Source organism: Geodermatophilus poikilotrophus (assembly GCF_900111455.1).
GTDB lineage: Bacteria > Actinomycetota > Actinomycetes > Mycobacteriales > Geodermatophilaceae > Geodermatophilus > Geodermatophilus poikilotrophus.
The window spans coordinates 173,828-196,025 of sequence record NZ_FOIE01000006.1 but is presented as its reverse complement, the minus strand read 5'-3'; the positions used below and the strand labels follow the sequence as shown (position 1 = coordinate 196,025).

Annotated in this window: 24 protein-coding genes; 5 read left to right on the top strand and 19 right to left on the bottom strand. The window is 73.7% G+C overall.

Translation table 11 applies throughout. The features are described from left to right. Positions 1-90: 90 nt before the first annotated feature. Entirely contained in the window at positions 91-762 is a 672-nt protein-coding gene (gene nucS, locus BMW27_RS15065) for an endonuclease NucS (RefSeq protein ID WP_091445475.1), read from the bottom strand. Between the two features lie 77 nt (positions 763-839). On the opposite strand from nucS, the gene BMW27_RS15060 reads away from it, so the two are divergent. Beyond that, on the top strand, positions 840-1,709 hold the full coding sequence (locus BMW27_RS15060; protein ID WP_091445474.1) for a hypothetical protein: 870 nt from the start codon (positions 840-842) through the stop codon (positions 1,707-1,709). A gap of 114 nt (positions 1,710-1,823) precedes the next feature. Here the strand turns inward: BMW27_RS15060 and BMW27_RS15055 are convergent, their stop codons facing one another. Together BMW27_RS15055 and BMW27_RS15050 are read right to left on the bottom strand one after the other, a co-directional pair. Next, complete coding sequence (locus BMW27_RS15055; protein WP_091445471.1) at positions 1,824-3,158, bottom strand: dicarboxylate/amino acid:cation symporter; 1,335 nt, start codon at positions 3,156-3,158, stop codon at positions 1,824-1,826. A 255-nt stretch (positions 3,159-3,413) separates the two neighbouring features. Next, positions 3,414-4,187 carry an enoyl-CoA hydratase-related protein gene (locus BMW27_RS15050; protein WP_091445469.1) on the bottom strand — a complete coding sequence of 258 codons (774 nt, stop codon included), beginning with the start codon at positions 4,185-4,187 and terminating at the stop codon, positions 3,414-3,416. A gap of 56 nt (positions 4,188-4,243) precedes the next feature. Between BMW27_RS15050 and BMW27_RS15045 the strand changes: the two genes are divergently transcribed. Continuing rightward, the gene (locus BMW27_RS15045) at positions 4,244-4,972 is read left to right on the top strand and encodes a YqjF family protein (RefSeq protein WP_091445467.1); all 729 of its coding nucleotides are present in this window, start codon (positions 4,244-4,246) and stop codon (positions 4,970-4,972) included. Positions 4,973-4,995: 23 nt separating this feature from the next. Next, the gene (locus tag BMW27_RS15040; protein ID WP_091445465.1) at positions 4,996-6,021 is read left to right on the top strand and encodes a Gfo/Idh/MocA family protein; all 1,026 of its coding nucleotides are present in this window, start codon (positions 4,996-4,998) and stop codon (positions 6,019-6,021) included. A gap of 66 nt (positions 6,022-6,087) precedes the next feature. Here BMW27_RS15040 and BMW27_RS15035 read toward each other — a convergent pair whose 3' ends face one another. Continuing rightward, a complete protein-coding gene (locus BMW27_RS15035) occupies positions 6,088-8,082 on the bottom strand; it encodes a protein meaA (RefSeq protein WP_091445463.1) in 1,995 nt (664 codons plus the stop codon). 92 nt (positions 8,083-8,174) lie between these two features. On the opposite strand from BMW27_RS15035, the gene BMW27_RS15030 reads away from it, so the two are divergent. Beyond that, positions 8,175-8,489 carry a hypothetical protein gene (locus BMW27_RS15030; RefSeq protein WP_091445461.1) on the top strand — a complete coding sequence of 105 codons (315 nt, stop codon included), beginning with the start codon at positions 8,175-8,177 and terminating at the stop codon, positions 8,487-8,489. Between the two features lie 63 nt (positions 8,490-8,552). Here the strand turns inward: BMW27_RS15030 and BMW27_RS15025 are convergent, their stop codons facing one another. Then, positions 8,553-9,617, bottom strand: a complete 1,065-nt coding sequence (locus tag BMW27_RS15025) for an adenylate/guanylate cyclase domain-containing protein (protein WP_091445459.1) — start codon at positions 9,615-9,617, stop codon at positions 8,553-8,555. 20 nt (positions 9,618-9,637) lie between these two features. Then, entirely contained in the window at positions 9,638-10,915 is a 1,278-nt protein-coding gene (murA, locus tag BMW27_RS15020) for a UDP-N-acetylglucosamine 1-carboxyvinyltransferase (protein ID WP_091445457.1), read from the bottom strand. A gap of 140 nt (positions 10,916-11,055) precedes the next feature. Here murA and BMW27_RS15015 point away from each other — a divergent pair, with 140 nt between their 5' ends. Then, complete coding sequence (locus tag BMW27_RS15015; RefSeq protein ID WP_091445456.1) at positions 11,056-11,658, top strand: cob(I)yrinic acid a,c-diamide adenosyltransferase; 603 nt, start codon at positions 11,056-11,058, stop codon at positions 11,656-11,658. 49 nt (positions 11,659-11,707) lie between these two features. Here BMW27_RS15015 and BMW27_RS15010 read toward each other — a convergent pair whose 3' ends face one another. The 13 genes from BMW27_RS15010 to BMW27_RS14950 all read right to left on the bottom strand — a co-directional run bounded on the left by BMW27_RS15010 (position 11,708) and on the right by BMW27_RS14950 (position 22,123). After that, positions 11,708-12,112, bottom strand: a complete 405-nt coding sequence (locus BMW27_RS15010) for a DUF2550 domain-containing protein (RefSeq protein WP_091445453.1) — start codon at positions 12,110-12,112, stop codon at positions 11,708-11,710. Between the two features lie 38 nt (positions 12,113-12,150). After that, a complete protein-coding gene (locus BMW27_RS15005) occupies positions 12,151-12,540 on the bottom strand; it encodes a F0F1 ATP synthase subunit epsilon (RefSeq protein WP_091445451.1) in 390 nt (129 codons plus the stop codon). A gap of 163 nt (positions 12,541-12,703) precedes the next feature. Continuing rightward, complete coding sequence (locus tag BMW27_RS15000) at positions 12,704-12,883, bottom strand: hypothetical protein (RefSeq protein ID WP_091445449.1); 180 nt, start codon at positions 12,881-12,883, stop codon at positions 12,704-12,706. A gap of 289 nt (positions 12,884-13,172) precedes the next feature. Beyond that, entirely contained in the window at positions 13,173-14,609 is a 1,437-nt protein-coding gene (gene atpD / locus BMW27_RS14995) for a F0F1 ATP synthase subunit beta (RefSeq protein WP_091445447.1), read from the bottom strand. Between the two features lie 78 nt (positions 14,610-14,687). Further along, entirely contained in the window at positions 14,688-15,668 is a 981-nt protein-coding gene (locus BMW27_RS14990; RefSeq protein ID WP_012950125.1) for a F0F1 ATP synthase subunit gamma, read from the bottom strand. Positions 15,669-15,670: 2 nt separating this feature from the next. Continuing rightward, entirely contained in the window at positions 15,671-17,308 is a 1,638-nt protein-coding gene (gene atpA / locus BMW27_RS14985; protein WP_091445445.1) for a F0F1 ATP synthase subunit alpha, read from the bottom strand. A gap of 55 nt (positions 17,309-17,363) precedes the next feature. Beyond that, complete coding sequence (locus tag BMW27_RS14980) at positions 17,364-18,236, bottom strand: F0F1 ATP synthase subunit delta (RefSeq protein WP_091445443.1); 873 nt, start codon at positions 18,234-18,236, stop codon at positions 17,364-17,366. Beyond that, a complete protein-coding gene (locus BMW27_RS14975; protein ID WP_091445441.1) occupies positions 18,236-18,835 on the bottom strand; it encodes a F0F1 ATP synthase subunit B in 600 nt (199 codons plus the stop codon). Before BMW27_RS14975 ends, BMW27_RS14980 begins: the two co-directional genes overlap by 1 nt. A 44-nt stretch (positions 18,836-18,879) precedes the next feature. Then, complete coding sequence (atpE, locus tag BMW27_RS14970; RefSeq protein ID WP_425431681.1) at positions 18,880-19,131, bottom strand: ATP synthase F0 subunit C; 252 nt, start codon at positions 19,129-19,131, stop codon at positions 18,880-18,882. 76 nt (positions 19,132-19,207) lie between these two features. Beyond that, positions 19,208-20,035: a F0F1 ATP synthase subunit A gene (gene atpB, locus BMW27_RS14965; RefSeq protein ID WP_091445439.1), complete on the bottom strand. Its 828-nt coding sequence runs from the start codon at positions 20,033-20,035 to the stop codon at positions 19,208-19,210. Next, a complete protein-coding gene (locus tag BMW27_RS14960) occupies positions 20,032-20,256 on the bottom strand; it encodes an AtpZ/AtpI family protein (RefSeq protein ID WP_245743606.1) in 225 nt (74 codons plus the stop codon). Before BMW27_RS14960 ends, atpB begins: the two co-directional genes overlap by 4 nt. A gap of 119 nt (positions 20,257-20,375) precedes the next feature. Further along, positions 20,376-20,876, bottom strand: coding sequence for a Cg1360 family ATP-synthase-associated protein (locus BMW27_RS14955; RefSeq protein WP_091445437.1), 501 nt, complete (start codon positions 20,874-20,876; stop codon positions 20,376-20,378). Next, a complete protein-coding gene (locus BMW27_RS14950) occupies positions 20,873-22,123 on the bottom strand; it encodes a glycosyltransferase family 4 protein (RefSeq protein ID WP_091445435.1) in 1,251 nt (416 codons plus the stop codon). Before BMW27_RS14950 ends, BMW27_RS14955 begins: the two co-directional genes overlap by 4 nt. Between the last annotated feature and the right edge of the window lie 75 nt (positions 22,124-22,198).

The following is a 22,198-nucleotide window of genomic DNA, read 5'->3' as shown; positions in this document are numbered from 1 at the left end:
CGCCGCCGGCCCCGTCCCGAGGCTCACCCCCGAGCCTGCAAGGGGTGAGGAGGACGGGGTCCTTGTTCGGTGGGGGCAGAGGGTCCCCTCTCAGAACAGCCGCTGCGAGGGGTCGTCGGTGCCCTTGAGGACGGCGTAGTCGACGGTCAGGCACTCGATGCCGCGGTCGCCCGCGAGCACCCGCGCCTGGGGCTTGATCTCCTGGGCGGCGAAGACCCCGCGCACCGGCGCCAGCAGCGGGTCGCGGTTGAGCAGCTCGAGGTAGCGGGTCAGCTGCTCCACGCCGTCGATCTCACCGCGGCGCTTGACCTCGACGGCCACGGTGCTGCCGTCGGCGTCGCGGCAGAGCAGGTCCACCGGGCCGATCGCGGTCGGGTACTCGCGGCGGACCAGCGACCAGCCGGCCCCGAAGGTCTCGACGTGCAGCGCGAGCAGCCGCTGCAGCTCGGCCTCCACGCCGTCCTTCTGCAGGCCCGGGTCGACCCCGAGCTCGTGGGAGCTGTCGTGCTCGACGGACTCGATGGTGATGATCAGCTGCTCGCCGGCCTTGTTGGTGACCGTCCAGGTGCCCGCGCCGTCGACCAGCTCGTCCCTGAACGAGCACGGCGGGGTCATCCAGTTCAGCGGTTTGTAGGCGCGGTCGTCGGCGTGCACCGACACCGACCCGTCGGCCTTGACCAGCAGCAGCCGCGGCGCCATGGGCAGGTGGGCGGTCAACCGCCCCACGTAGTCGACCGAGCAGCGGGCGATGACCAGACGCACGGGGACCGACGGTACCGAACCGGCAACGAACGGCCCGGGGCGACGGGGGGCCCGCCGCAGCACGGCATCCTGGCCCGGTGAGACGCGCCGCGCTGCCCGCCGTCCTGGCCCTGCTCGCGCTGGTGACCGGCTGCGCCGGCAGCGGTGGCGGCGGTGGCGGCAACGCCGCAGCTCCCCGGCCGACGCCCGTCGCCGACGGGCCGGGCCGGCTGGTGCTGGCGGTCGAGCACGTCCGCGGCTTCACCACGCCGGAGGCGCTGGCCGCCCGGGTGCCGCTGGTCGCCGTGTACGGCGACGGTCGGGTCGTGGCCCCCGGAGCGCAGATCGAGGTCTACCCGCCGCCGGCGTTGCCGTCCCTGCAGGTGTGGCGGCTGGACGCCGACGGCGTGCAGACGGTCGTCGACCGCGCCGTCGCGGCCGGCGTGACCGACACCGCCGACCTGGGCACCCCACCGGTCGCGGACGCCCCGGCGACCCGGTTCACCCTCGTCACCGACGAGGGGACGGCGGTGCGCGAGGTCGAGGCGCTGTTCGAACTGCCCGAGGACAGCGGGCTCACTCCGGAGCAGCAGGCGGCGCGCGGGGAGCTGCTCGGCCTGCTGGAGGTGCTGACGTCGCCGGAGCCGCTGGGCACCACCGGCTCCGGGCTCTACGAGGCCGAGGCGGTGGCCGCGGTCGTCGCACCGTGGACGCCGCCCGCCGACCCCGCGCTGGTGCAGCCGGAGGCGTCCTGGCCCGGCCCGGCGCTGCCCGGCGAGCCGCTGCCGGGCGGGCTGGGCCTGTCCTGCGTCGTCGCCCGCGGCGCCGAGGCCGAGGCCGTGCTCACCGCCGCGGCGTCGGCCACCACGCTGACGCCGTGGGTCGCCGGCGACGGCAGCCGGTGGTCGCTGACGCTGCGCCCGCTGCTCCCGCACGAGGCCGGCTGCGCCGACCTCGCCGGCGGCTGAGACGACGCAGGCCCGGCTCCTCCGGACGGGAGGGCCGGGCCTGCCGGTGGCCGGGCGGCCCCGTCCCGGGTCCCACCCCGAGCCGGCGAAGGGTGGGGAGGACGGGGTCCTCCTTCAGGCGACCGCGGGCTGGCGCAGGTCGTCGTCCACCTCGACCCGGGCCACCGGGTCCACCGTCGAGTTCGACCGGTAGCGGTCAACGTCGAGGATGCCCTCGCGCTTGGCGACGATCGTCGGGACCAGCGCCTGGCCGGCGACGTTCACCGCGGTCCGCCCCATGTCCAGGATCGGGTCGATCGCCAGCAGCAGGCCGACGCCGGCCAGCGGCAGGCCCAGCGTGGAGAGGGTCAGCGTCAGCATGACCACCGCGCCGGTGACCCCGGCCGTGGCCGCCGAGCCGACGACCGAGACGAGCGCGATCAGCAGGTAGTCGGTGAGCGACAGGTCCACGCCGAAGAACTGGGCCACGAAGATCGCGGCCAGGGCCGGGTAGATCGCCGCGCAGCCGTCCATCTTCGTCGTCGCGCCGAGCGGCACGGCGAACGAGGCGTAGGACCGCGGGACGCCGAGGTTCTGCTCGGTCACCCGCTCGGTCACCGGCAGCGTGCCGATCGAGGAGCGGGAGACGAAGGCCAGCTGGATGGCCGGCCAGGCGCCGGCGAAGTACCGCAGCGGCGAGAGGCCGTGCAGCCGCAGCAGCACCGGGTAGACGACGAACAGCACGAGCGCGAGGCCGGCGTACACGGAGCCGGCGAAGACGCCGAGCGAGCCGAGGGACTCCCAGCCGTAGCTGGCCACCGCGTTGCCGATCAGGCCGACGGTGCCGATCGGGGCCAGCAGGATGACCCACCACAGCAGCTTCTGGACGATCGCCAGCGCCGAGCGGGTCAGCGCCAGGAACGGCTCGGCCGGCTCGCCGACCTTGAGCGCGGCCACGCCGATCGCCACGGCCAGCACGATCAGCTGGAGCACGTTGAAGGACAGCCCACCCTCGGCCGAGGACTGCAGACCGAGGATGTTGGCGGGCACCAGACCGGTGAGGAAGTCCCACCAGGAACCGGTGGTCTCCGGCGGGGCCTGGGCGGCCGCGTCCACGGAGCTGTTGCGGCCCGGCTGGGTGAGCAGGCCCAGGCCGATGCCGAGGGAGACCGCGACGAGGGCGGTGATCGCGAACCACAGCAGCGTCTGCCCGGCCAGCCGGGCGGCGTTCGAGACCTGCCGGAGGTTGGCGATGCTGACGATCACCGCAGTGACGACCAGCGGCGGGACGAGGACCTTCAGCAGCGTGACGAAGGTGCTGCCGACGGTCTGGAGGGTGCTGGTCAGCCAGTTGGGCGTGCCGTCGGCGACGGGACCCAGGTCGCGGGCGACGAGCCCGAGGGCGACGCCCAGCACGAGGGCGAGGAGGACCTGCGCCGCGAACGGGACGCGGCGGAGACGAGCGAGCACGGGAGTGCCTTCCGGGGACTGGTGCGGGAGGGGACGACGGGGCGCGCGGGCGCTCAGGAGTCGGCCGTCATCCGTCCGAAGTCGAGCGCACGCCGCCGGGTGAGGTCCCATCTGTCGCGCACGTCAGAGGACAAGGCGCAGCCGGCGTCGCTCCCATCCCCCGTGTGTCCACTCTCACCGTGCGACCCCCTGCAGCCACGTCGGCCCCGTGCCGGGCCCCGCCGTGAGCTCGTGGAGGGTGGGCAGGACGGGGCCCTAGTCGGCCCAGACCGGGCGCCGCTTCTCCAGGAACGCCGACATGCCCTCGACCGCCCCGGGGAGCTGGCTCGCGGCGGCCATCACCTCGACCGCGGTCGTGTAGGCGTCCCGCTCGGGCCGGCCCAGCTGGGCGTGCATCGTCTGCTTGCCCCACGCCTTGCTCGCCCGGGACCCGCGGGTCGCCCGGGCCATGAGGTCGGCGACGGCGTCGTCCAGCTCGGCGTCGGGCACCACCCGGTTGACCAGCCCCCAGTCCAGCGCGGTCGCCGCGTCGATGACGTCACCGGTCAGCGCGAGCTCCATCGCGCGCTTGCGGCCGACGTCGCGGGCGATGGCCACCATCGGCGTGTGGCAGAACCAGCCGCCCTTGCCACCCGGGGCGGCGAAGCCGGCCGACTCGGCGGCGACGGCCAGGTCGCAGGAGGCCACCAGCTGGCAGCCGGCCGCGGTGGCCAGGGCGTGCACGCGGGCCAGCACCACCTGCGGGACGTCGTGCAGGGCCTGCATCAGCTCGGTGCACAACTGCAGCAGGCTGCGCACCTCGGGGACCGGCCGGCCGGCGACGTCGGCGAAGTCGTGGCCGGCGCTGAAGACCGGCCCCTCCGCGGCGATCACCAGGCCGGCCGCGTCGCTCTCCCCCACGGCCGTGACGGCGGCCAGCAGCTGGGTCAGGTGGTCGCGGGACAGGGCGTTGCGCTTCGCCGGCCGGCACATCGTGAGGGTGACGACGTCGCCGTCGCGTTCGACCCGGGGTGCGCCCTCAGCAGTCATGCAGCGACCACACCACGGGGAGGCGGGTGGGGGCAACGGGCTGGCAGTCTCGGGGCGTGGAACCCGAGCCGGTCACCGGCACCGCACCCCGGCCGGCCGGGCGCACCGTGTTCACGCAGGGCTGGCGCGACGTCACCTTCCTGCACTGGGCGGTGGACCCGGCACTCGTCGCCCCGCTGCTCCCGGCGGGCACCCGTCCCGACCTGCTGGACGGCGCCACGTACGTCGGGCTGATCCCCTTCCGGATGCGCCGGATCGGCGTGCTCGGCGCGCCCGGCCTGCCGTGGGCCGGGTCCTTCGCCGAGACCAACGTCCGGCTGTACTCGGTCGACGACCGGGGACGGCGCGGCGTGGTGTTCCGGTCGCTCGACGCCGACCGGCTGCTGCCCGTGCTCGCCGCTCGCTGGGTGGCCGGCCTGCCCTACTGCTGGGCGCGGATGCGGGTGCGCCGCGACGGCGACCTCGTCACCTACACCTCCCGCCGGCGCTGGCCCGGTGCGCGCGGCACGGGCGGGCGGATCGTCGTCCGGGTCGGTGCCCGGCTGCCGGACCCCGGTCCCCTGGCCGGTTTCCTCACCGGCCGCTGGGGGCTGCACCAGACGGCGTCCGGCCGCCTGGCCTATTGGCCCAACGAGCACCCTGCCTGGCCGCTGCACGCCGCCGAGCTCGTCACGTGCGAGGAGGACCTGCTGGCGGCGGGCGGCCTGCCCACCGTCCGCGGCGCACCCGACAGCGTGCTGTTCTCCCCGGGCGTCGACGTCCGCTTCGGCCCCCGCCTGCGGTGACCCGGGCCGGGCATGATCGCGGCATGGACCCCGTGCGCTTCGGACTGGTCGGGTACGGCTTCGGCGGCCGGTACTTCCACGCCCCCCTGCTGGCTGCTGCGCCGGAGGTCGACCTCCTCGGCGTGGTGACGACGTCGGCCGAGCGCCGGGCGCAGGTGACCGCCGAGCACCCCGGCCTGCGCACGTTCGGCTCGCTCGAGGAGCTGGCCGACGCCGGCGCCGAGGCGGTGGCGATCTCCACGCCGGCGGACACGCACACCCCGCTGACCGAGCAGGCACTGGGTCTGGACCTCGCCGTGGTCTGCGACAAGCCCTTCGCGCTGGACGCCCCGGCCGCGGAGGGGACGGTGCGGCTGGCCGCGGCCCGCCGGCTGGCGCTGGCGCCGTACCAGAACCGCCGCTGGGACTCCGACTTCCGCACCGTCCGGGCACTGGTCGACGCCGGCCGGCTCGGCACGGTGACCCGGTTCGAGTCGCGCTTCGAGCGGTTCCAGGCCGAGCCCGGCCCGCCGGCCGCGGGCGGCGGCACCCTGCTGGACTTCGGCAGCCACCTGGTCGACCAGGCCCTCGTGCTGCTCGGCCCGGTGACGAGCGTCTACGCCGAGTGGCGGCTGCGGGAGACGGGCCTGGACGACGACGTCTTCGTCGCGCTCACCCACGCCGGCGGCGCCCACTCGCACCTGTGGGGCAGCTGGAGCCAGGGCGCTCCCGGTGACCGCTTCCGGGTGAGCGGCACGGAGGGCGCCTACGTCGTCGGCGGGCCGATGGACGGGCAGGAGGCCGCGCTGCTGGCCGGGCAGACGCCGGCCACGCTGGGCGAGCGGTGGGGCGCCGAGCCCGAGGAGCGCTGGGGGCGGCTGCGGCGCGGTGTCGAGGGTGTCGTGGTGCCCACCGAGCGCGGCCGCTGGGACACCTTCTACCCCGCCTTCGCCGCCGCCGTCCGAGCAGAGGGGCCGGTGCCGGTCGACCCGCAGGACGCCGTCGCCACCGCCACGGTGCTCGACGCCGCCCGCCGCAGCGCCATCGAGGGCGTCGTCGTCCAGCTCTGACCTGACCGGCCCCGTCCAGAGGCTCACCGCGAGCCTGCGAGCGGTGAGCCTCTGGACGGGGTCCTCTCAGAGGCCGTTGGCCTCGCGGACCACGTCGACGATCTGGCCCATGATGTCGGTCAGCCCGAAGTCCTTGGGCGTGAAGACCCGGGCCACGCCCTGCTCGCGCAGCAGGCGGGCGTCCCCGTCGGGCACGATCCCGCCGACGACCACGGGGACGTCGTCCAGGCCGGCCTCCCGCATCCCGCGCAGCACGGCCGGGACCACCTGCAGGTGCGAGCCGGAGAGCACCGACAGGCCGACGACGTGCACGTCCTCCTCGACCGCGGCGCTCACGATCTGCGCCGGGGTCAGCCGGATGCCCTGGTAGACCACCTCGAAGCCGGCGTCGCGCGCGCGGACGGCGATCTGCTCGGCGCCGTTGGAGTGTCCGTCGAGGCCGGGCTTGCCGACCAGGAAGCGCAGCCGCCCGCCGAGCTCCTCGCCGGTGGCGCGGACCCGCTCCCGGACGTCGGCCAGCGTCCGGTCGGCCGCACCGCCCCCGGCGGCCGCGGCGACCCCGGTGGGCGCCCGGTACTCGCCGAACACCTCGCGCAGCACGCCGGCCCACTCCCCCGTCGTCACGCCGGCGCGGGCGCAGTCGAGGGTGGCGTCCATCAGGTTCTCCTCGGTGGCGGCGACCGCGCGCAGCCGCTCGAGCGCCTTCTGCACCGGCTCCGGGTCGCGCTCGGCACGCCACGCCCGCACCGACTCGCACGCCGCGGCCTCCACGGCCGGGTCGACGACCTGGATCGCCGCGTCGAGGTCGGCCAGCAGGGGGTTGGGCTCGGTGCCCTCGAACCGGTTCACGCCGACGACGACGTCGTCCCCGTTCTCCATCCGGCGGCGCCGTTCGGCGAGCGAGGCGACCAGCTGGCCCTTCATGTAGCCGGACTCGACGGCGGCGACCGCGCCGCCCATCTCCTGCACCCGGGCCATCTCCCCGCGGGCGCCCTCGACCAGCTCGGCGACCTTCCGCTCCACCACGACCGATCCGGTGAACAGGTCGTCGTACTCCAGCAGGTCGGTCTCGTAGGCCAGCACCTGCTGCAGGCGCAGCGACCACTGCTGGTCCCACGGCCGGGGCAGGCCCAGCGCCTCGTTCCACGCCGGCAGCTGCACGGCGCGGGCGCGGGCGTCCCTGGAGAGGGTGACCGCGAGCATCTCCAGCACGATCCGCTGGACGTTGTTCTCCGGCTGCGCCTCGGTCAGGCCCAGCGAGTTGACCTGGACGCCGTAGCGGAACCGGCGGTGCTCGGGACGCTCGACGCCGTAGCGCTCGAGGGTCAGCTCGTCCCACAGCTGCGTGAACGCGCGCATCTTGCACATCTCCTCGACGAAGCGGACGCCCGCGTTGACGAAGAAGGAGATGCGCGCGACCACCTCGCCGAAGCGTTCCGGCGGCACCTGGCCGGAGTCGCGCACCGAGTCCAGGACGGCGATCGCGGTGCTCATCGCGTAGGCGATCTCCTGCACCGGCGTCGCCCCGGCCTCCTGCAGGTGGTAGCTGCAGATGTTGACCGGGTTCCACCGGGGCATCGCCGAGACCGTGTAGGCGACCATGTCGGTGATCAGCCGCATCGAGGGCCCGGGTGGGAAGACGTAGGTCCCCCGCGACAGGTACTCCTTGATGATGTCGTTCTGCGTCGTCCCGGCCAGCTCGCCGACGTCGTGCCCCTGCTCCTCGGCGACCGCCTGGTAGAGCGCCAGCAGCCACATCGCGGTGGCGTTGATCGTCATCGACGTGTTCATCCCGTCGAGCGGGATGCCGTCGAAGAGCGTGCGCACGTCGCCGATGTGGGTCACCGGCACGCCGACCTTGCCGACCTCACCGACGGACAGCTCGTCGTCGGGGTCGTAGCCGGTCTGCGTGGGCAGGTCGAAGGCGACCGACAGACCCGTCTGCCCCTTGCCGAGGTTCCGCCGGTACAGCGCGTTGGACTCGGCCGGCGACGAGTGGCCGGCGTAGGTGCGCATGACCCAGGGGCGGTCGCGCTCCTCCGAGGACGAAGGGAACGGCATGCCAGCGGAGTGTAGGGGTGTTACTGACCAGTAGCGAGGCCCCCTCCGGGTGTCCCCCGGTGGCACACTCGCAGGCGCCGAGAGGAGGCCGGATGACACCCGTGGCCGGTACGCACTACCTGGCGGGACCGGTGATCGCGTTCGCCGTGATCGCCGGGCTGGCGCTGTTCCTGCGGTGGGCGTTCCGCGGTGAGCCGCGCCGTCGTCCCCCGGCGGACGACGGTCTGCTCACCCGCGTCGCCACGCTGTCCGGGCGGGAGTCGGCCCTGGCGCTGCGCGCGGTGCTCTCCGACGCGGGGATCCGCTCCACGGTGCGCGCCACCGGCGCCCACCGCGCGGAGGTGCTGGTCTTCCCCGAGGACGTCGATCGCGCCCGCGTGCTGGCCTCGTCGTTCCCCGCCGGCTGACGGGGCCCTCGTGCCCCCGGACCTCGCTCCGCTCGGCCACCCTGCACGAGGCCCGATCGGGGTTCAGAGCGGGCGATCGGGCGGCGCGGCCGGGTCCGGCGGTTCCTCGGCCTCGCTGCAGCGGCTGACCAGCCACGGCTGCAGGTCGTCGAAGCCGCGGACCGAGCGGCGGTGGAGCGGCTCGATCCGGTAGCCGGGGTGCTGCCGGAGCCGGGCGGCCAGCTCCCGGTCGACGAGGACGCTCCCGGCGCGGGCCACCGTGGTCAGCCGGCTGGCCAGGTTCACCACTGACGAGTAGACGTCCCCGAGCCGGGTGAGCACCCGGCCGTGCGCCAGGCCGACCCGCAGCGGCGGCCGGTCCACGGCCCCCCACCGCTCGGGCAGCGACAGCCCGATCTCCGCCGCGGCGGCCGGGTCCGCGGCGGTGAAGAGCACCCCGTCGCCGACGGTCTTCACCACCCGCCCGCCGCCGCGCGCGACCACCTCGGCAGCGGTCGCCTCGAAGTCCTCCACCATGACGGCCAGCTCCGCGCCGCTCATGCCGCGGGTGCGGGTCGTGTAGCCGACGAGGTCGGCGAAGCCGACGGCCAGCTCGCGCTCCTCGCCACCGGCCGGTGCGGCCGGCGCCCGCTCGACCGCTGCGGCCAGGTGGCGGCGCCACACGTGGTCCTGCACCTCGCGCAGCAGCGACAGCAGCGCGTCGACCGCCGGCGGCACGTCGCCGGGCGTGCTGCCCGGCCGGGCGGGTCCTCCGTCGCGGTCGCGGGCGAGCGCGCCGGTCAGCAGAGCGTTCTGCCAGTCGGCCAGCCGCGCCAACGGCTGCGCCAGCGCACGGGCGAACGAGGCCTCGGTGCCCGGGACGACGAACCCGGCCTCGACGAGGTCCGCCAGCGCGTGCAGCGCGGCGACGTCGCCGTCGGTGAACGCCGCGTCGTCCTCGGCGGCCTCGCGGAACCCCAGCGCGTGCCACAGCCGCCGGAAGCCGTCCGGCGGCATGCCGGACAGCGCGGCCACCTGCGCCCGGGTGTACCGCCGGCGGCCGCCCAGCAGCAGCCGGTCGAGCTCGGCGGCAGGCTCGGTGCGACGCGTCCCGTCCTCGTCGTGCACCTGCCCGAGTGTGCGGTACACCCGGGTGGTCGTGCTCGGGCTCAGCCGGGCCGCTCGACCCGCTCGATGTGCGCGCCCAGGCCGCGCAGCTGGTCGACGAAGTCGGGGTAGCCGCGGTCGACGTGGTGCACGTCCTGCACCTCGGTGACGCCGTCGGAGACCAGACCGGCCAGGACCAGGCCGGCGCCGGCGCGGATGTCGGTGGCCACCACCGGCGCGCTGGAGAGCCGCTCCCGGCCCCGGACGACGGCGTGGTGCCCGTCGGTGCGCACCGAGGCACCGAGCCGGACCAGCTCGTTGACGAACATGAAGCGGCCCTCGAACACGTTCTCGGTGATCAGCGCCGTCCCCGTGGAGACCGCCGCCAGCGCCACCGCCATCGGCTGCAGGTCGGTCGGGAACCCCGGGTAGGGCAGCGTGACGACGTCCACGCAGCGCGGGCGGCCGTCCATCGCCACCCGCAGCCCGTCGGGTAGCGGCTCGACGTGCGCCCCGGCGTCGCTGAGCTTGGCGAGTGCGACGGTGAGGTGGTCGGCGACGGCCCGCTCGATGACGACGTCCCCGCGCGTCATGACCGCGCCGATCGCCCAGGTGCCGGCGACGATCCGGTCGGGCACCGTCGTGTAGGTGACCGCCTTGAGGGCCGGCACCCCCTCGACGGTGATCGTCGAGGTGCCGGCGCCCTCGATCTGGGCTCCCATCGCGGCGAGCATCGCGCAGAGGTCGACGATCTCCGGCTCGCGCGCGGCGTTGTCGATGACCGTGGCCCCCTCGGCCAGCACCGCGGCCATGACCAGGTTCTCGGTGGCACCCACCGAGGGGAAGTCCAGCCAGATGCTGGTGCCGGTCAGCCGCGGAGCCGAGGCGACCAGGAAGCCGTGCTCGCTGTGGATGGTGGCGCCGAGCCGCTCCAGGCCTGAGATGTGCATGTCCAGACCGCGCGAGCCGATCGCGTCACCGCCGGGCAGCGCCACCTTGGCCGAGCCGCAGCGGGCGACGAGCGGGCCCAGCACGCTGATCGAGGCCCGCATCCGGCGGACCAGGTCGTAGTCGGTCTCCGTGGCGGGCTCGTCGGGGACGTCGACGACCAGCCGGCCGCCACCGCCGTGCGGGTGCCGCTCGTAGCTCACCTCGCACCCGAGCCGGCGCAGCACCTCGCTCATGATGGCCACGTCGAGGATGTCCGGTACCTCGTCGATGGTGGTCCGCCCGGCGGCCAGCAGCGCGGCCGCCATGAGCTTCAGCGCGCTGTTCTTGGCGCCGGTGACCCGCACCCTCCCGGTCAGGGCCGTGCCGCCGGTGACCTCGAAGCACTCCACCGGCCCACCCTACGGTGGCCCCGCTGCAGGGCCCCACCGCCGGCCCGGTCCAGCGGCTCGTCCCGAGCGTGCGAGGGATGAGGAGGACGGGGTCCTCCCACGGTGGGGGGCAGCGGGGTCCTTCTTCTAGGCTCGCGGCCATGACCGTCCGGCTGACCCGCATCTACACGAAGACCGGCGACGCCGGTCAGACGCACCTCGGGGACATGAGCCGGGTGGCCAAGACCGATCCGCGCCTGGTGGCCTACGCCGACGTCGACGAGGCCAACAGCGTCCTCGGCGTCGCCCTGGCTCTCGGGTCGCCGTCCTCCGAGCTCATCGAGCTGCTGCGCAGCGTGCAGAACGACCTGTTCGACGTCGGGGCCGACCTCTCCACCCCGGTCACCCCCGACCCGCAGTACCCGCCGCTGCGGGTGACCGCCGCCTACACCGAGCGGCTGGAGGCGGCCTGCGACCGCTACAACGAGGCGCTGCCGAAGCTGACCAGCTTCATCCTGCCGGGCGGCACCCCGCTGGCCGCGCTGCTGCACCAGGCCCGGGTCGTCACCCGACGGGCCGAGCGCAGCGTGTGGGCGCTGCTGGAGGCCGACGGCGAGCGCAGCAACGCCGAGACCGCCCGCTACCTGAACCGGCTGTCGGACCTGCTGTTCATCCTCGCCCGCGTCGCGAACCCGGACGGTGACGTGCTGTGGGAGCCCGGCGCGCACAGCGGGGTCCACGCACAGCGCGCGGCCCGCGAGTAGCAGGACCCCCTCCCTCGCACGCTCCGAGCGGCGCCCTGGCGGGGGTCCTTCACCGCACCGGCGGCGCGGACTCGACCCAGGACAGGAAGCCGGTCACCGTCGAGGTGTCCATGGCCAGCTCCCGGGGGCCGGCCGCGGTGCTGCACGAGAGGACGACGACGTCCTCGGGCAGAGCGACGTCCCCGGCACCCGCACGGCGCCGTCCCTGCACGCGGAACTCCGCGCGGCAGAGCCGCTGCTGCGGGCGCACCGACAGCGACAGCGCCCGGTACCAGAGCAGCGAGTCACCGCCGTACCAGGCGACCCCCACCGACCAGCGGGGCGAACCCGTCGGGCGCAACCACATGGTGACCGCGCCGAGCCCGGAGAGCAGGAAGTGGCGGCGCAGCAGGAAGGCGACGACCAGTCCGACGAGGACCACCGCGACGGCCAGGACGAGCAGTTCGGTCGTCATCCGGGGCGCCGGGGGTCAGGCGGGACGTCGTCAGGGGCTCAGGCGTCCTGACCCGCGGCGCGCAGTCGTGACTGGGCGCGCCGGGCGGCGGCCAGGGCGTCGGGGTCGTCCCCCGCCTCCTCGGCGCGGCGCAGGGCCTCGCGGGCCCGCTCGACGTCGATCTCCGAGGAGATCTCGGCGGTCTCGGCGAGGATCGAGACACCGCGGTCGGTGACCGAGAGGAAGCCCCCGTGGGCCGCGACGACCATGTCCTCGCCCTCGACCGTTCGGACGGTCACGATGCCGCCCTCGGCGAGCTGGCCCAGCAGCGGGGCGTGCCCCGGCAGCACACCGAGCTCGCCCTCCGTGGTGCGCGCGACGACCATGTTGGCCTCGCCGGACCAGATCATCCGCTCGACGGCCACCAACTCGACATGCAGGGTCGCCACGACACTCCTCGGGGGTCCACCGACCGGCGGTTCGGCTCGCCGGGTCCCGGCTGGACACGGCGACGGTCGCCTCCACTCTAGTGGCGCACCCGCCCGGCCCCCGCCGAGGTCCCCCGTCAGGGTCCCGGCAGCCCCGCCCTGGCCCCTGGGCGGGGGGCCTGCCTCAGGCGCAGCGGCGGTACAGCAGGGTCCAGCGCCCGACGCGCACCCACGGACGGCGGACCGTCGAGGCCGGCGCCCAGCTCTCGGTGTGGAACTGCCGGCCGCCGACGTAGGGCACCGCAGCGGACGGAGGCCAGCTCCAGTCGCCGCCGTCCGCCCTGCTCCCGGTGAAGCCGTCCACGTCGTCTCTCCCGCTCGTCGCCCAGCCGCTCCGGGCGTCCCCGCACGAGATCGGCACGGCGTGGCTCGCCCTTGAGGCGACCCGCACCACACCAGCCGGCCGGTGTCGCCGGCCGAGTGCTACCCGCACCGGGCCGGAACACACGGAACGGCCGGGTCCCGTTCGGGACCCGGCCGTTCTCGGCGGCGCGATCGGCCCCACCGGCCCCGTCCCGGGCCCCGCCCCGAGCTCGCAAGGGGCGGGGAGGACGGGGTCCTCCTACGAGTGGCGGGGGCAGGAGGGTCCTCCTTCAGGCCCGCTTCAGCTTGTCGGCGTTGCGCTCGAGGTCCTCGAGGCCACCGCACATGAAGAACGCCTGCTCGGGCACGTTGTCGTACTCACCGTCGGTGATCGCCTTGAACGCCTGCAGCGTCTCCGAGACCGGGACGAACGAGCCCGGCTGACCGGTGAAGGCCTCGGCGACGAACATGTTCTGCGAGAGGAAGCGCTCGACGCGCCGGGCCCGGTTGACCGTGACCTTGTCCTCCTCGGAGAGCTCGTCGATGCCGAGGATGGCGATGATGTCCTGCAGCTCCTGGTAGCGCTGCAGCACCTGCTTCACCGTCTGGGCGATGGCGTAGTGCTCCTGCCCGACGTACTGCGGGTCGAGGATCCGGCTGGTGGAGTCCAGCGGGTCCACGGCCGGGTAGATGCCCTTCTCCGAGATCGGCCGGCTGAGCACCGTCGTCGCGTCGAGGTGCGCGAAGGTGGTGTGCGGCGCCGGGTCGGTGATGTCGTCGGCGGGCACGTAGATCGCCTGCAGCGAGGTGATCGAGTGACCCCGCGTCGAGGTGATCCGCTCCTGCAGCTCGCCCATCTCGTCGGCGAGGGTCGGCTGGTAGCCCACGGCGGAGGGCATGCGGCCCAGCAGCGTGGAGACCTCGGACCCGGCCTGCGTGAACCGGAAGATGTTGTCGATGAAGAGCAGCACGTCCTGGTTCTGCTCGTCGCGGAAGTACTCCGCCATGGTCAGCGCCGACAGCGCGACCCGCAGCCGGGTGCCCGGCGGCTCGTCCATCTGGCCGAAGACCAGCGCGGTCGACTCGATGACACCGGACTCGGTCATCTCGGTGATGAGGTCGTTGCCCTCACGGGTGCGCTCGCCGACGCCGGCGAACACCGAGACGCCACCGAACTCCTGCGCGACGCGGCGGATCATCTCCTGGATGAGCACCGTCTTGCCCACGCCGGCACCACCGAACAGGCCGATCTTCCCGCCGGCCACGTAGGGCGTGAGCAGGTCGATGACCTTGATGCCGGTCTCCAGCATCTCGGTGCGGCCCTCGAGCTGGTCGAACCGCGGCGCGTGCCGGTGGATCGTCCAGCGAGGGGCGTCCAGGCCGTAGCCGGGGGTGTCCAGGCACTGGCCGAGGGCGTTCCAGACGTGCCCGGTGGTGACGTCACCGACGGGCACGGAGATCGCCGAGCCGGTGTCCCGGACGTCGGCACCCCGGACCAGACCGTCGGTCGGCTGCATCGAGATGGTGCGGACCACGTTGTCCCCCAGGTGCTGGGCCACCTCGAGGGTCAGCGTCTTGCCCAGGTCGGCGAGGGTGACCTCCACCTCCAGGGCGTTGAACAGGTCGGGCATCGCGTCGCGCGGGAACTCGACGTCGACGACCGGCCCGGTGACCCGGACGACGCGGCCGGTCGTCTGGGTGGTCGGACGGTCCTCGGTGACGGTCATCTGTACTGCTCTCCTGCCCTCGGGCTCGGTGGATCCGCGTCTTCGGTGTCCCCGCCGCGGCAGCGGTCGGGGGTGGGGTCAGTCGTCGGCGCCGGCCGACACGAGCGCGTCGGCACCGCCGACGATCTCGCTGATCTCCTGGGTGATCTCCGCCTGGCGGGCCTGGTTCGCCTGCCGGGAGAGGTTCTTCGCCAGCTCCTCGGCGTTGTCCGAGGCCGACTTCATCGCCCGCCGCCGGGACGCCGACTCCGACGCCGCCGACTCCAGCATCGCCGCGAAGATCCGCGTCGTCACGTACTTGGGCAGCAGGGCGTCGAGCAGCGCGTCGGGCGAGGGCTCGAACTCGTACGACGTGGGCACCCCGGAGTCACCGGTGCCGGCGGTCACGCCGCTGTCCCGGTCCTCACGCTCGTAGTCGAACTCCTCGACCTCCTCGACCTCCAGCGGAGCCATCCGCTTGGCGACGGGGATCTGCGCGAGCAGCGACCGGAACTCGGTGTAGACGATGTGCAGCTCGTCCACCCCGAGGATCCCGTCGGCGCCGGCACCGGTCTCGTCGTCGTCCTCACCGGCGGTGAAGGCCGCGATCAGCTGCTCCCCCACGCGCTGGGCGTCGGCGTAGCCCGGCTGCTCGGAGAACCCGGTGAAGGTCTCGGCCACCGCGCGGTTCCGGAAGGAGTAGTAGGTCTCCCCCTTGCGGCCCACCACGTAGAGGACCGGCTCCTTGCCCTCCTGGCGGAGCAGCGAGAGCAGCTCCTCGGTGCGGCGCAGCACGTTGACGTTGTACGAGCCGGCGAAGCCGCGGTCGGAGGTGATGACGAGCACTGCCGCCCGACGCGCGTCCTGCCGCTCGGTCAGCAGCGGGTGGTCCAGCGACGCCGACGACGCCAGGGCCGACAGCACCCGGGTGATCTCCCGGGCATAGGGCTTGGAGGCCTCCACCCGGGCCTGGGCGCGCACGATGCGGGCACCGGCGATCAGCTCCTGGGCCGAGAAGATCTTCTTCGTCGACTTCGTGGAGCGGATGCGGCGCCGCAGCGCGCGGAGGTTGCTGGCCACGGTCAGGCGCTCCGCTTGACCTGGACGCGCTCCTGGCCGCGCTCGGACGCGTCCATCGCCTCGGCCTCGTCCTCGTGGACCCGCAGCCTCTCGCCCTCGGCGGTCTGGAACTGGCCGTAGAACTCCTCGACCGCCCGCTCCAGGCCGGAGACCGCGTCGTCGCCGAGCGCGCGGCTCTGCCGGATCCCGTCGTAGACGCCGCCGTGGCTGCGGGCGACGAAGTCCAGGAACTCGCGCTCGAAGCGGCGGACCTCGGGAACCGGCACCTTGTCCAGCTTGCCTGTGGTGCCCAGCCAGATGGAGACGACCTCGCGCTCCACCGGGTAGGGCTGGTACTGGCCCTGCTTGAGCAGCTCGACCAGCCGCTGACCGCGCTCGAGCGTGGCCCGGCTGGAGGCGTCGAGGTCGGAGGAGAACGAGGCGAAGGCCTCCAGCTCGCGGTACTGGGCGAGGTCCAGCCGCAGCCGGCCGGCGACGGACTTCATCGCCTTGATCTGCGCCGAGCCGCCGACGCGGGACACCGAGATGCCCACGTTGATCGCCGGGCGGACACCGGAGTTGAACAGACCGGTCTCGAGGAAGATCTGCCCATCGGTGATCGAGATGACGTTGGTCGGGATGTACGCCGACACGTCGTTGCCCTTGGTCTCGACCAGCGGCAGGCCGGTCATCGAGCCGGCACCCAGGTCGTCGGAGAGCTTCGCGCAGCGCTCCAGCAGGCGGGAGTGGAGGTAGAAGACGTCGCCGGGGTAGGCCTCGCGGCCCGGCGGACGGCGCAGCAGCAGGGAGACCGCGCGGTAGGCCTCGGCCTGCTTGGACAGGTCGTCGAAGACGATCAGGACGTGCTTGCCCTCGTACATCCAGTGCTGGCCGATGGCCGAGCCGGTGTAGGGGGCGATGTACTTGAAGCCCGCGGCCTCCGAGGCGGGGGCGGCGACGATCGTCGTGTACTCCATCGCGCCGGCCTCCTCGAGGGAGGCGCGGATGGCCGCGATCGTCGAGCCCTTCTGGCCGACGGCGACGTAGATGCAGCGCACCTGCTGGCTCGGGTCCCCGGTGGCCCAGGCCTGCTTCTGGTTGATGATCGTGTCGGTGACGATCGCGGTCTTGCCGGTCTGCCGGTCACCGATGACCAGCTGGCGCTGGCCACGGCCGATCGGCGTCATGGCGTCGATCGCCTTGATGCCGGTCTGCATCGGCTCGTGCACCGACTGCCGCTGGACCACGGTGGGGGCCTGCAGCTCGAGCGCGCGACGGGCGGTGGTGGTGATCGGGCCGGCACCGTCGATCGGGTTGCCCAGCGGGTCGACCACGCGGCCGAGGTAGCCGTCGCCGACCGGCACGGAGAGGACCTCGCCGGTCCGGCGGACCTGCTGGCCCTCCTCGATGCCGGAGTAGTCGCCCAGGACGACGACGCCGACCTCGCGGACGTCGAGGTTCAGCGCCAGGCCGCGGACGCCGCTCTCGAACTCGAGCAGCTCGTTGGTCATGACCGAGGGCAGGCCCTCGACGCGGGCGATGCCGTCGCCGGCCTCGGTGACGATCCCGACCTCTTCCCGCGACACGTCGGGCGAGTACTCGGTGACGTAGTTCTGGATGGCACTGCGGATCTCGTCAGCGGAGATCGTCAGCTCGGCCATGGCGTGGTGTCCTCTTCCCTGCAGGGTGGTGTCTGGGTGGGGGGCCGGGTCGCGGTCAGCCGACGAGCCGTCGGCCGGCGGCCTCGAGGCGGTGGGCGATGCTGCCGTCGATGACCTCGTCACCCACGCGGATGACCAAGCCACCGAGCACGTCGGGGTCGACGACCACCTGCAGGCCGATCGGCCGGTTGTAGAGCCGCCCCAGGAGCTCGGCGAGCCGGCGCTCCTGCGCATCGCTCAGCGGCACGGCGGTCGTCACGCGCGCCACCGACTGCCCGCGGCGGGTCGAGGCCGCCTCGGAGAGCCGCTCGACGGCGTTCTCCGCGTTGCCGACGGACCGCCCGGTGAGGTGGTTGCGCAGCAGCATCGCGGTGATCGGGCTGACCCGGCCGGAGAGCAGCCGCTCCAGCAGCTCCGCCTTGCCGGCGGCCGGAGCGCTGCGGTCGCTGAGGATCCGGGACAGTTCCGCATCTCCCGCGACGATACGCCCGAAGCGGAACAGCTCGTCCTCGACGCCGTCGAGCTCGCCGCGGGTCTCGGCGGCGTCGAGCGCGGCGTCCGTGGCCAGGGTCTCGGTCGCCTCCACCAGGTCCAGCGGCCGTGACCAGCGCTGCCGGGCCGCGGTCTCGACCAGGTCGAGCGTGGCCCCCGAGACCCGGCCGGAGAGCAGTCGCCGCGCGACGCCGGCCCGGTCGGCCGGTGAAGCCGAGGGGTCCGACAGCGCCCGGCGCAGCGTGACCTGCCCGTCCAGGAGGTGGCCGACGGCGAACAGCTCGTCGGCCAGGGCCACGAGCTCCTCGTCGGTCGCGGCCCGCTCCTGGCCGGTCAGCCGGTCCCGCGCCCGCTCCAGCAGGCCGGAGGCCGGCCGGGTGAGCTCGGTCAGGCGCTCCCGCACTCCGCGGAGCGCCTCGCGGCTGGAGGCGTCCATCAGCGGTCGCCCTGCACGTACACAGAGCTACCGGTGGCGCCGCCCCGGCCGTCCGGCGAGGCGCCGGCGCCCGCGCCGGCGGCCATGCCGTCGAGCTGGTCGAGGAAGCGGTCGACCGTGCCGCTGCGGCGCGCCTGGTCCTCGAGGGACTCGCCGACCACCCGGCCGGCCAGCTCGACCGCGAGCTGCCCGATCTGGCCGCGCAGCTCGTTGACGACCTGCTGGCGCGAGGTGGCCAGCTGCTCCTCGCCGCGGGCGACGATCCGCGCGGACTCCTGCTGGGCCTGCGCCCGCAGCTCCTCGAGGATCTGCTGCCCCTCGGCGCGGGCCTGGTCGCGGATCTGCGCGGCCTCGGTGCGCGCCTCGGCCAGCTGCGCCTGGTACCGCTCGAGAGCGGCCTTGGCCTCGGCCTGCATGGTCTCGGCCCGCTCGATGCCGCCCTCGATCGCCTCGCGGCGGGCCCGGAAGACCTGCTCGAAGCGCGGCCAGACGAACTTGCCCAGGACGAAGAAGGCGATCGCGAAGGTGATCGTCCCGACGATGATCTCGCCGACCGGCGGGAGGAGCGGGTTCGCCGACTCCGCAGCCAGGGTGTTCATGCTCTCCACGTCCCTACGTCAGAGGAAGCTGCTCGAGGCACCGATCAGCCGGCGTTGCCGGGCCCGAAGATGAAGGGGACGACCAGGCCGATGAGCGCCAGCGCCTCGGAGAGCGCGGCGCCGAGGAAGGCGTAGGTCCGGGTCAGGCCGGCCGACTCGGGCTGACGGGCGGTCGCCTGGATGTAGGCGGCCCAGACGATGCCGACGCCGATGCCCGGGCCGATGGCGGCGAGGCCGTAGCCGACCGAGCCGATGCTGCCGACGAGCTCTGCCAGGACGTCCATGCGGGGGTCCATGCGGGGTGGTTCCTCCTGTGTCGGTCGCCCGGGGGGTCCCCGGGCGGCTGGCTGGGGGTGGTACGGGGTGGTGCGGTCAGTGAGCGGGCTCGACGGCGCCGTTGAGGTAGGTGGCCGTGAGCACGACGAAGACGTAGGCCTGCAGGAAGATGACCAGCAGCTCGAAGAAGGTCATGATCAGCGCCATCAGGAACGACAGCGGCGCGAAGACCACCGAGAAGTTGCCGACGTTCAGCAGGTAGACGGCGCCGAGCGAGAACACCACCAGCAGCATGTGGCCGGCGAACATGTTCGCGAAGAGCCGGACGGCCAGGGTGAACGGCCGGATGACGAAGACCTGCAGCAGCTCGATCGGCGTGACCAGGATCAGCGCGGCGGCCGGGACGCCGGGCGGGATGGCGGCGTCCTTGAAGTAGCGGGCGGCGCCCTGCTCCTTGATGCCGATGTAGTTGTAGAGCACCCAGACGATGACCGCGAGCAGCAGCGGGATCGCGAACCGCGAGTTCGGGGAGATCTGCGCGAACGGGAAGATGCTCATGAAGTTGTTCGCGAGGATGAAGAAGAACAGCGAGGCCAGGAACGGCGCGAACGGCAGCCCCTTGGGGCCGATCACGTCGCGGGCCATGCCGTCGCGCACGAGGGAGTAGCCGCTCTCCCCCAGGTACTGCAGCTTGTTCGGCACGACCGACGCCTTGCGGGCGGCCAGCACCAGCAGCGTGAGGATCGCGGCGGTGGCGATCCACATGATGATCGTGATCCGGGTGATCTCGAAGTCGATGCCCAGGACCGAGAACTCGGCGACAGCGGGCGGGTAGAACTCCGCGATGGTGGGAGACTGGAAACCGCTGTCCCCACCGCCCTCGGCGGCGAGCACGTCGATGAGCGCGTGGGCGCTGGAGGTCACCGTTGTCCCTTCTGCGTCCTGGTCGGGCTGCGGCGCCCGCCCCGGGTGGAGCCGGTGCGCCCGGGCCCCTCGGCCGGGGGCAGGGCGCCGTACTTGACGACCACCAGGTAGATGGCCACCGTCAGGCCGAGGAGCACGCCGATGAGGGCGACGAAGCGAGTGCCCCACCAGCGGTCGAGCAACAGCCCGACCCCGCCCCACACGATGATCCCCGAGAGCATGGTCCCGGTGATCCCCCAGCCGATGTCGGCCCCACTGGGCTGACGCGCGGCGGGCGGTGCAGGTCGAGGTCGAGAACCCCCGCGCGCGGAGCTGTCCTCGGCCATCGGCCGGGACACTATCAGCCGCGTGTCGCGGGGCTCTCCGGCGGCGGCGGGGTTCCCCCGGTCGAGGGCGGTGCCGGGGTCCGCGCACGGGGCGGGGCGGGTGGGGTCACGTAGTACAGCCGCCGGGTCCAGACCCAGCGCTGCTGGACGACGCTCCACAGCAGCGCTCCGGCGACCACCGTCCACGCCAGCGTGCGGCGGTCCACCCAGCCGTCGGCCGGGAGCGACTGGAGCACCGCGGCGAGCACCAGGATCTTGACGAAGAACGAGCCGAGGGCGGCCGGCAGCGTGAAGGCGTCACCGTGCTTGCCCGCCCAGGCGATGACCAGACCGGACAGGGCGAAGAAGAACGTGACGACCGCGGCGCCGAGCAGCACCGCGACGGCGGCGTCCCACCCCGCGAGCAGCCCGGCGACCGGCGCGGCCACGGCGGTGAGCGCCGCGGTCACCGCCGTCCCCACGCGGAGGAAGGACAGGTCCCACGGGACCTGCTGCTCGGTCCCGGTGACGGTCATCGGACTCCCTGGGGCGACGGCTTGCCGGCCGGGTCGGCCGGCCGACCGGGGACGGAGGGGGCGGGGGCGCGCAGCGCCCGCGCCGTGGGGTGGTCGGCCCGGCTGCGCTGCCGCTGGGCCTCGAGCTCGGCGGCCCGGGCTTCACGGGCGGCTCGCCGGGCGCGCGGGCTGAGGACGACCACGACGCCGAGGACGAGCAGCACCGCGATGCCGACGAGCAGCTCCACCTTGCCGCCGGTGATCGACAGCATCACTGCCCCGAAGGAGAGCAGCGCCGCCCAGAAGTACATGACGAGCACCGCACGCCGGTGCGAGTGGCCGATCGCCAGCAGCCGGTGGTGCAGGTGCATCTTGTCCGGCGAGAACGGTGAGCGGCCGCGGAGGCTGCGGCGGATGACCGCCATCACCAGGTCGATGAACGGGATCGACAGGACGGCGATCGGGACCAGCAGCGGCAGGGCCAGCGGGAGCAGGGTGGCCGCGGAGTCGAACGTCTGCGGATCGGCCTGCCCGGTGGCCGAGACCGCGGCCGCGGACAGCATCAGGCCGACCAGCATCGAGCCGGAGTCGCCCATGAAGATGCGGGCCGGGCTGAAGTTGTGCGGCAGGAACCCCAGGCAGGCGCCGGCCAGCACCGCGGTGATCAGGGCCGGGGCGCTCGCGATGTCGTCGTAGCCCTCGACCCCGAGGTGGTAGCTGTAGGCGAAGAACGCCAGCGCGGCGATCGCGGAGACGCCCGCGGCCAGACCGTCGAGCCCGTCGATGAAGTTCAGCGCGTTGACCGTGAGCACGGTGAGCAGCAGGGTCAGCGGGACGCCGATGTCGGGTCCGAGCGAAAGCGTGCCGATGTCGGCCACCGGCAGGAAGACGAACGCCAGCTGGACGCCGAGCAGCACCATCACGCCGGCGGCGGCGATCTGGCCGGTGAGCTTGGTCAGCGCGTCCAGGCCCCACTTGTCGTCGAGGACGCCCAGCGCGCAGATCAGCCCGCCGGCGGCCAGGACGGCGGCGGTCTGGGAGTCGTCGAAGGTGCGCTGCAGCGCGGGCAGCCGGGTGGCGACCAGCACCGCCGCGGCGACCCCCAGGTACATCGCGACGCCGCCCCCGCGCGGGGTGGGGATGACGTGCACGTCGCGTTCGCGCGGCGCGGCCATCATCCGCAGTCGGACCGCCGCCAGCCGCACCACCGGGGTCGCCAGGTAGGTGACCAGCCCGGCGGTGAGCAGGACGACGGCGTACTCGCGCATGGATCAGGCGGCGCCGGGGACGGTCACGGGCGGGCGCGTCCGACCGGAGGCGGTGCCCCAGGAGCGGGTGCTCAT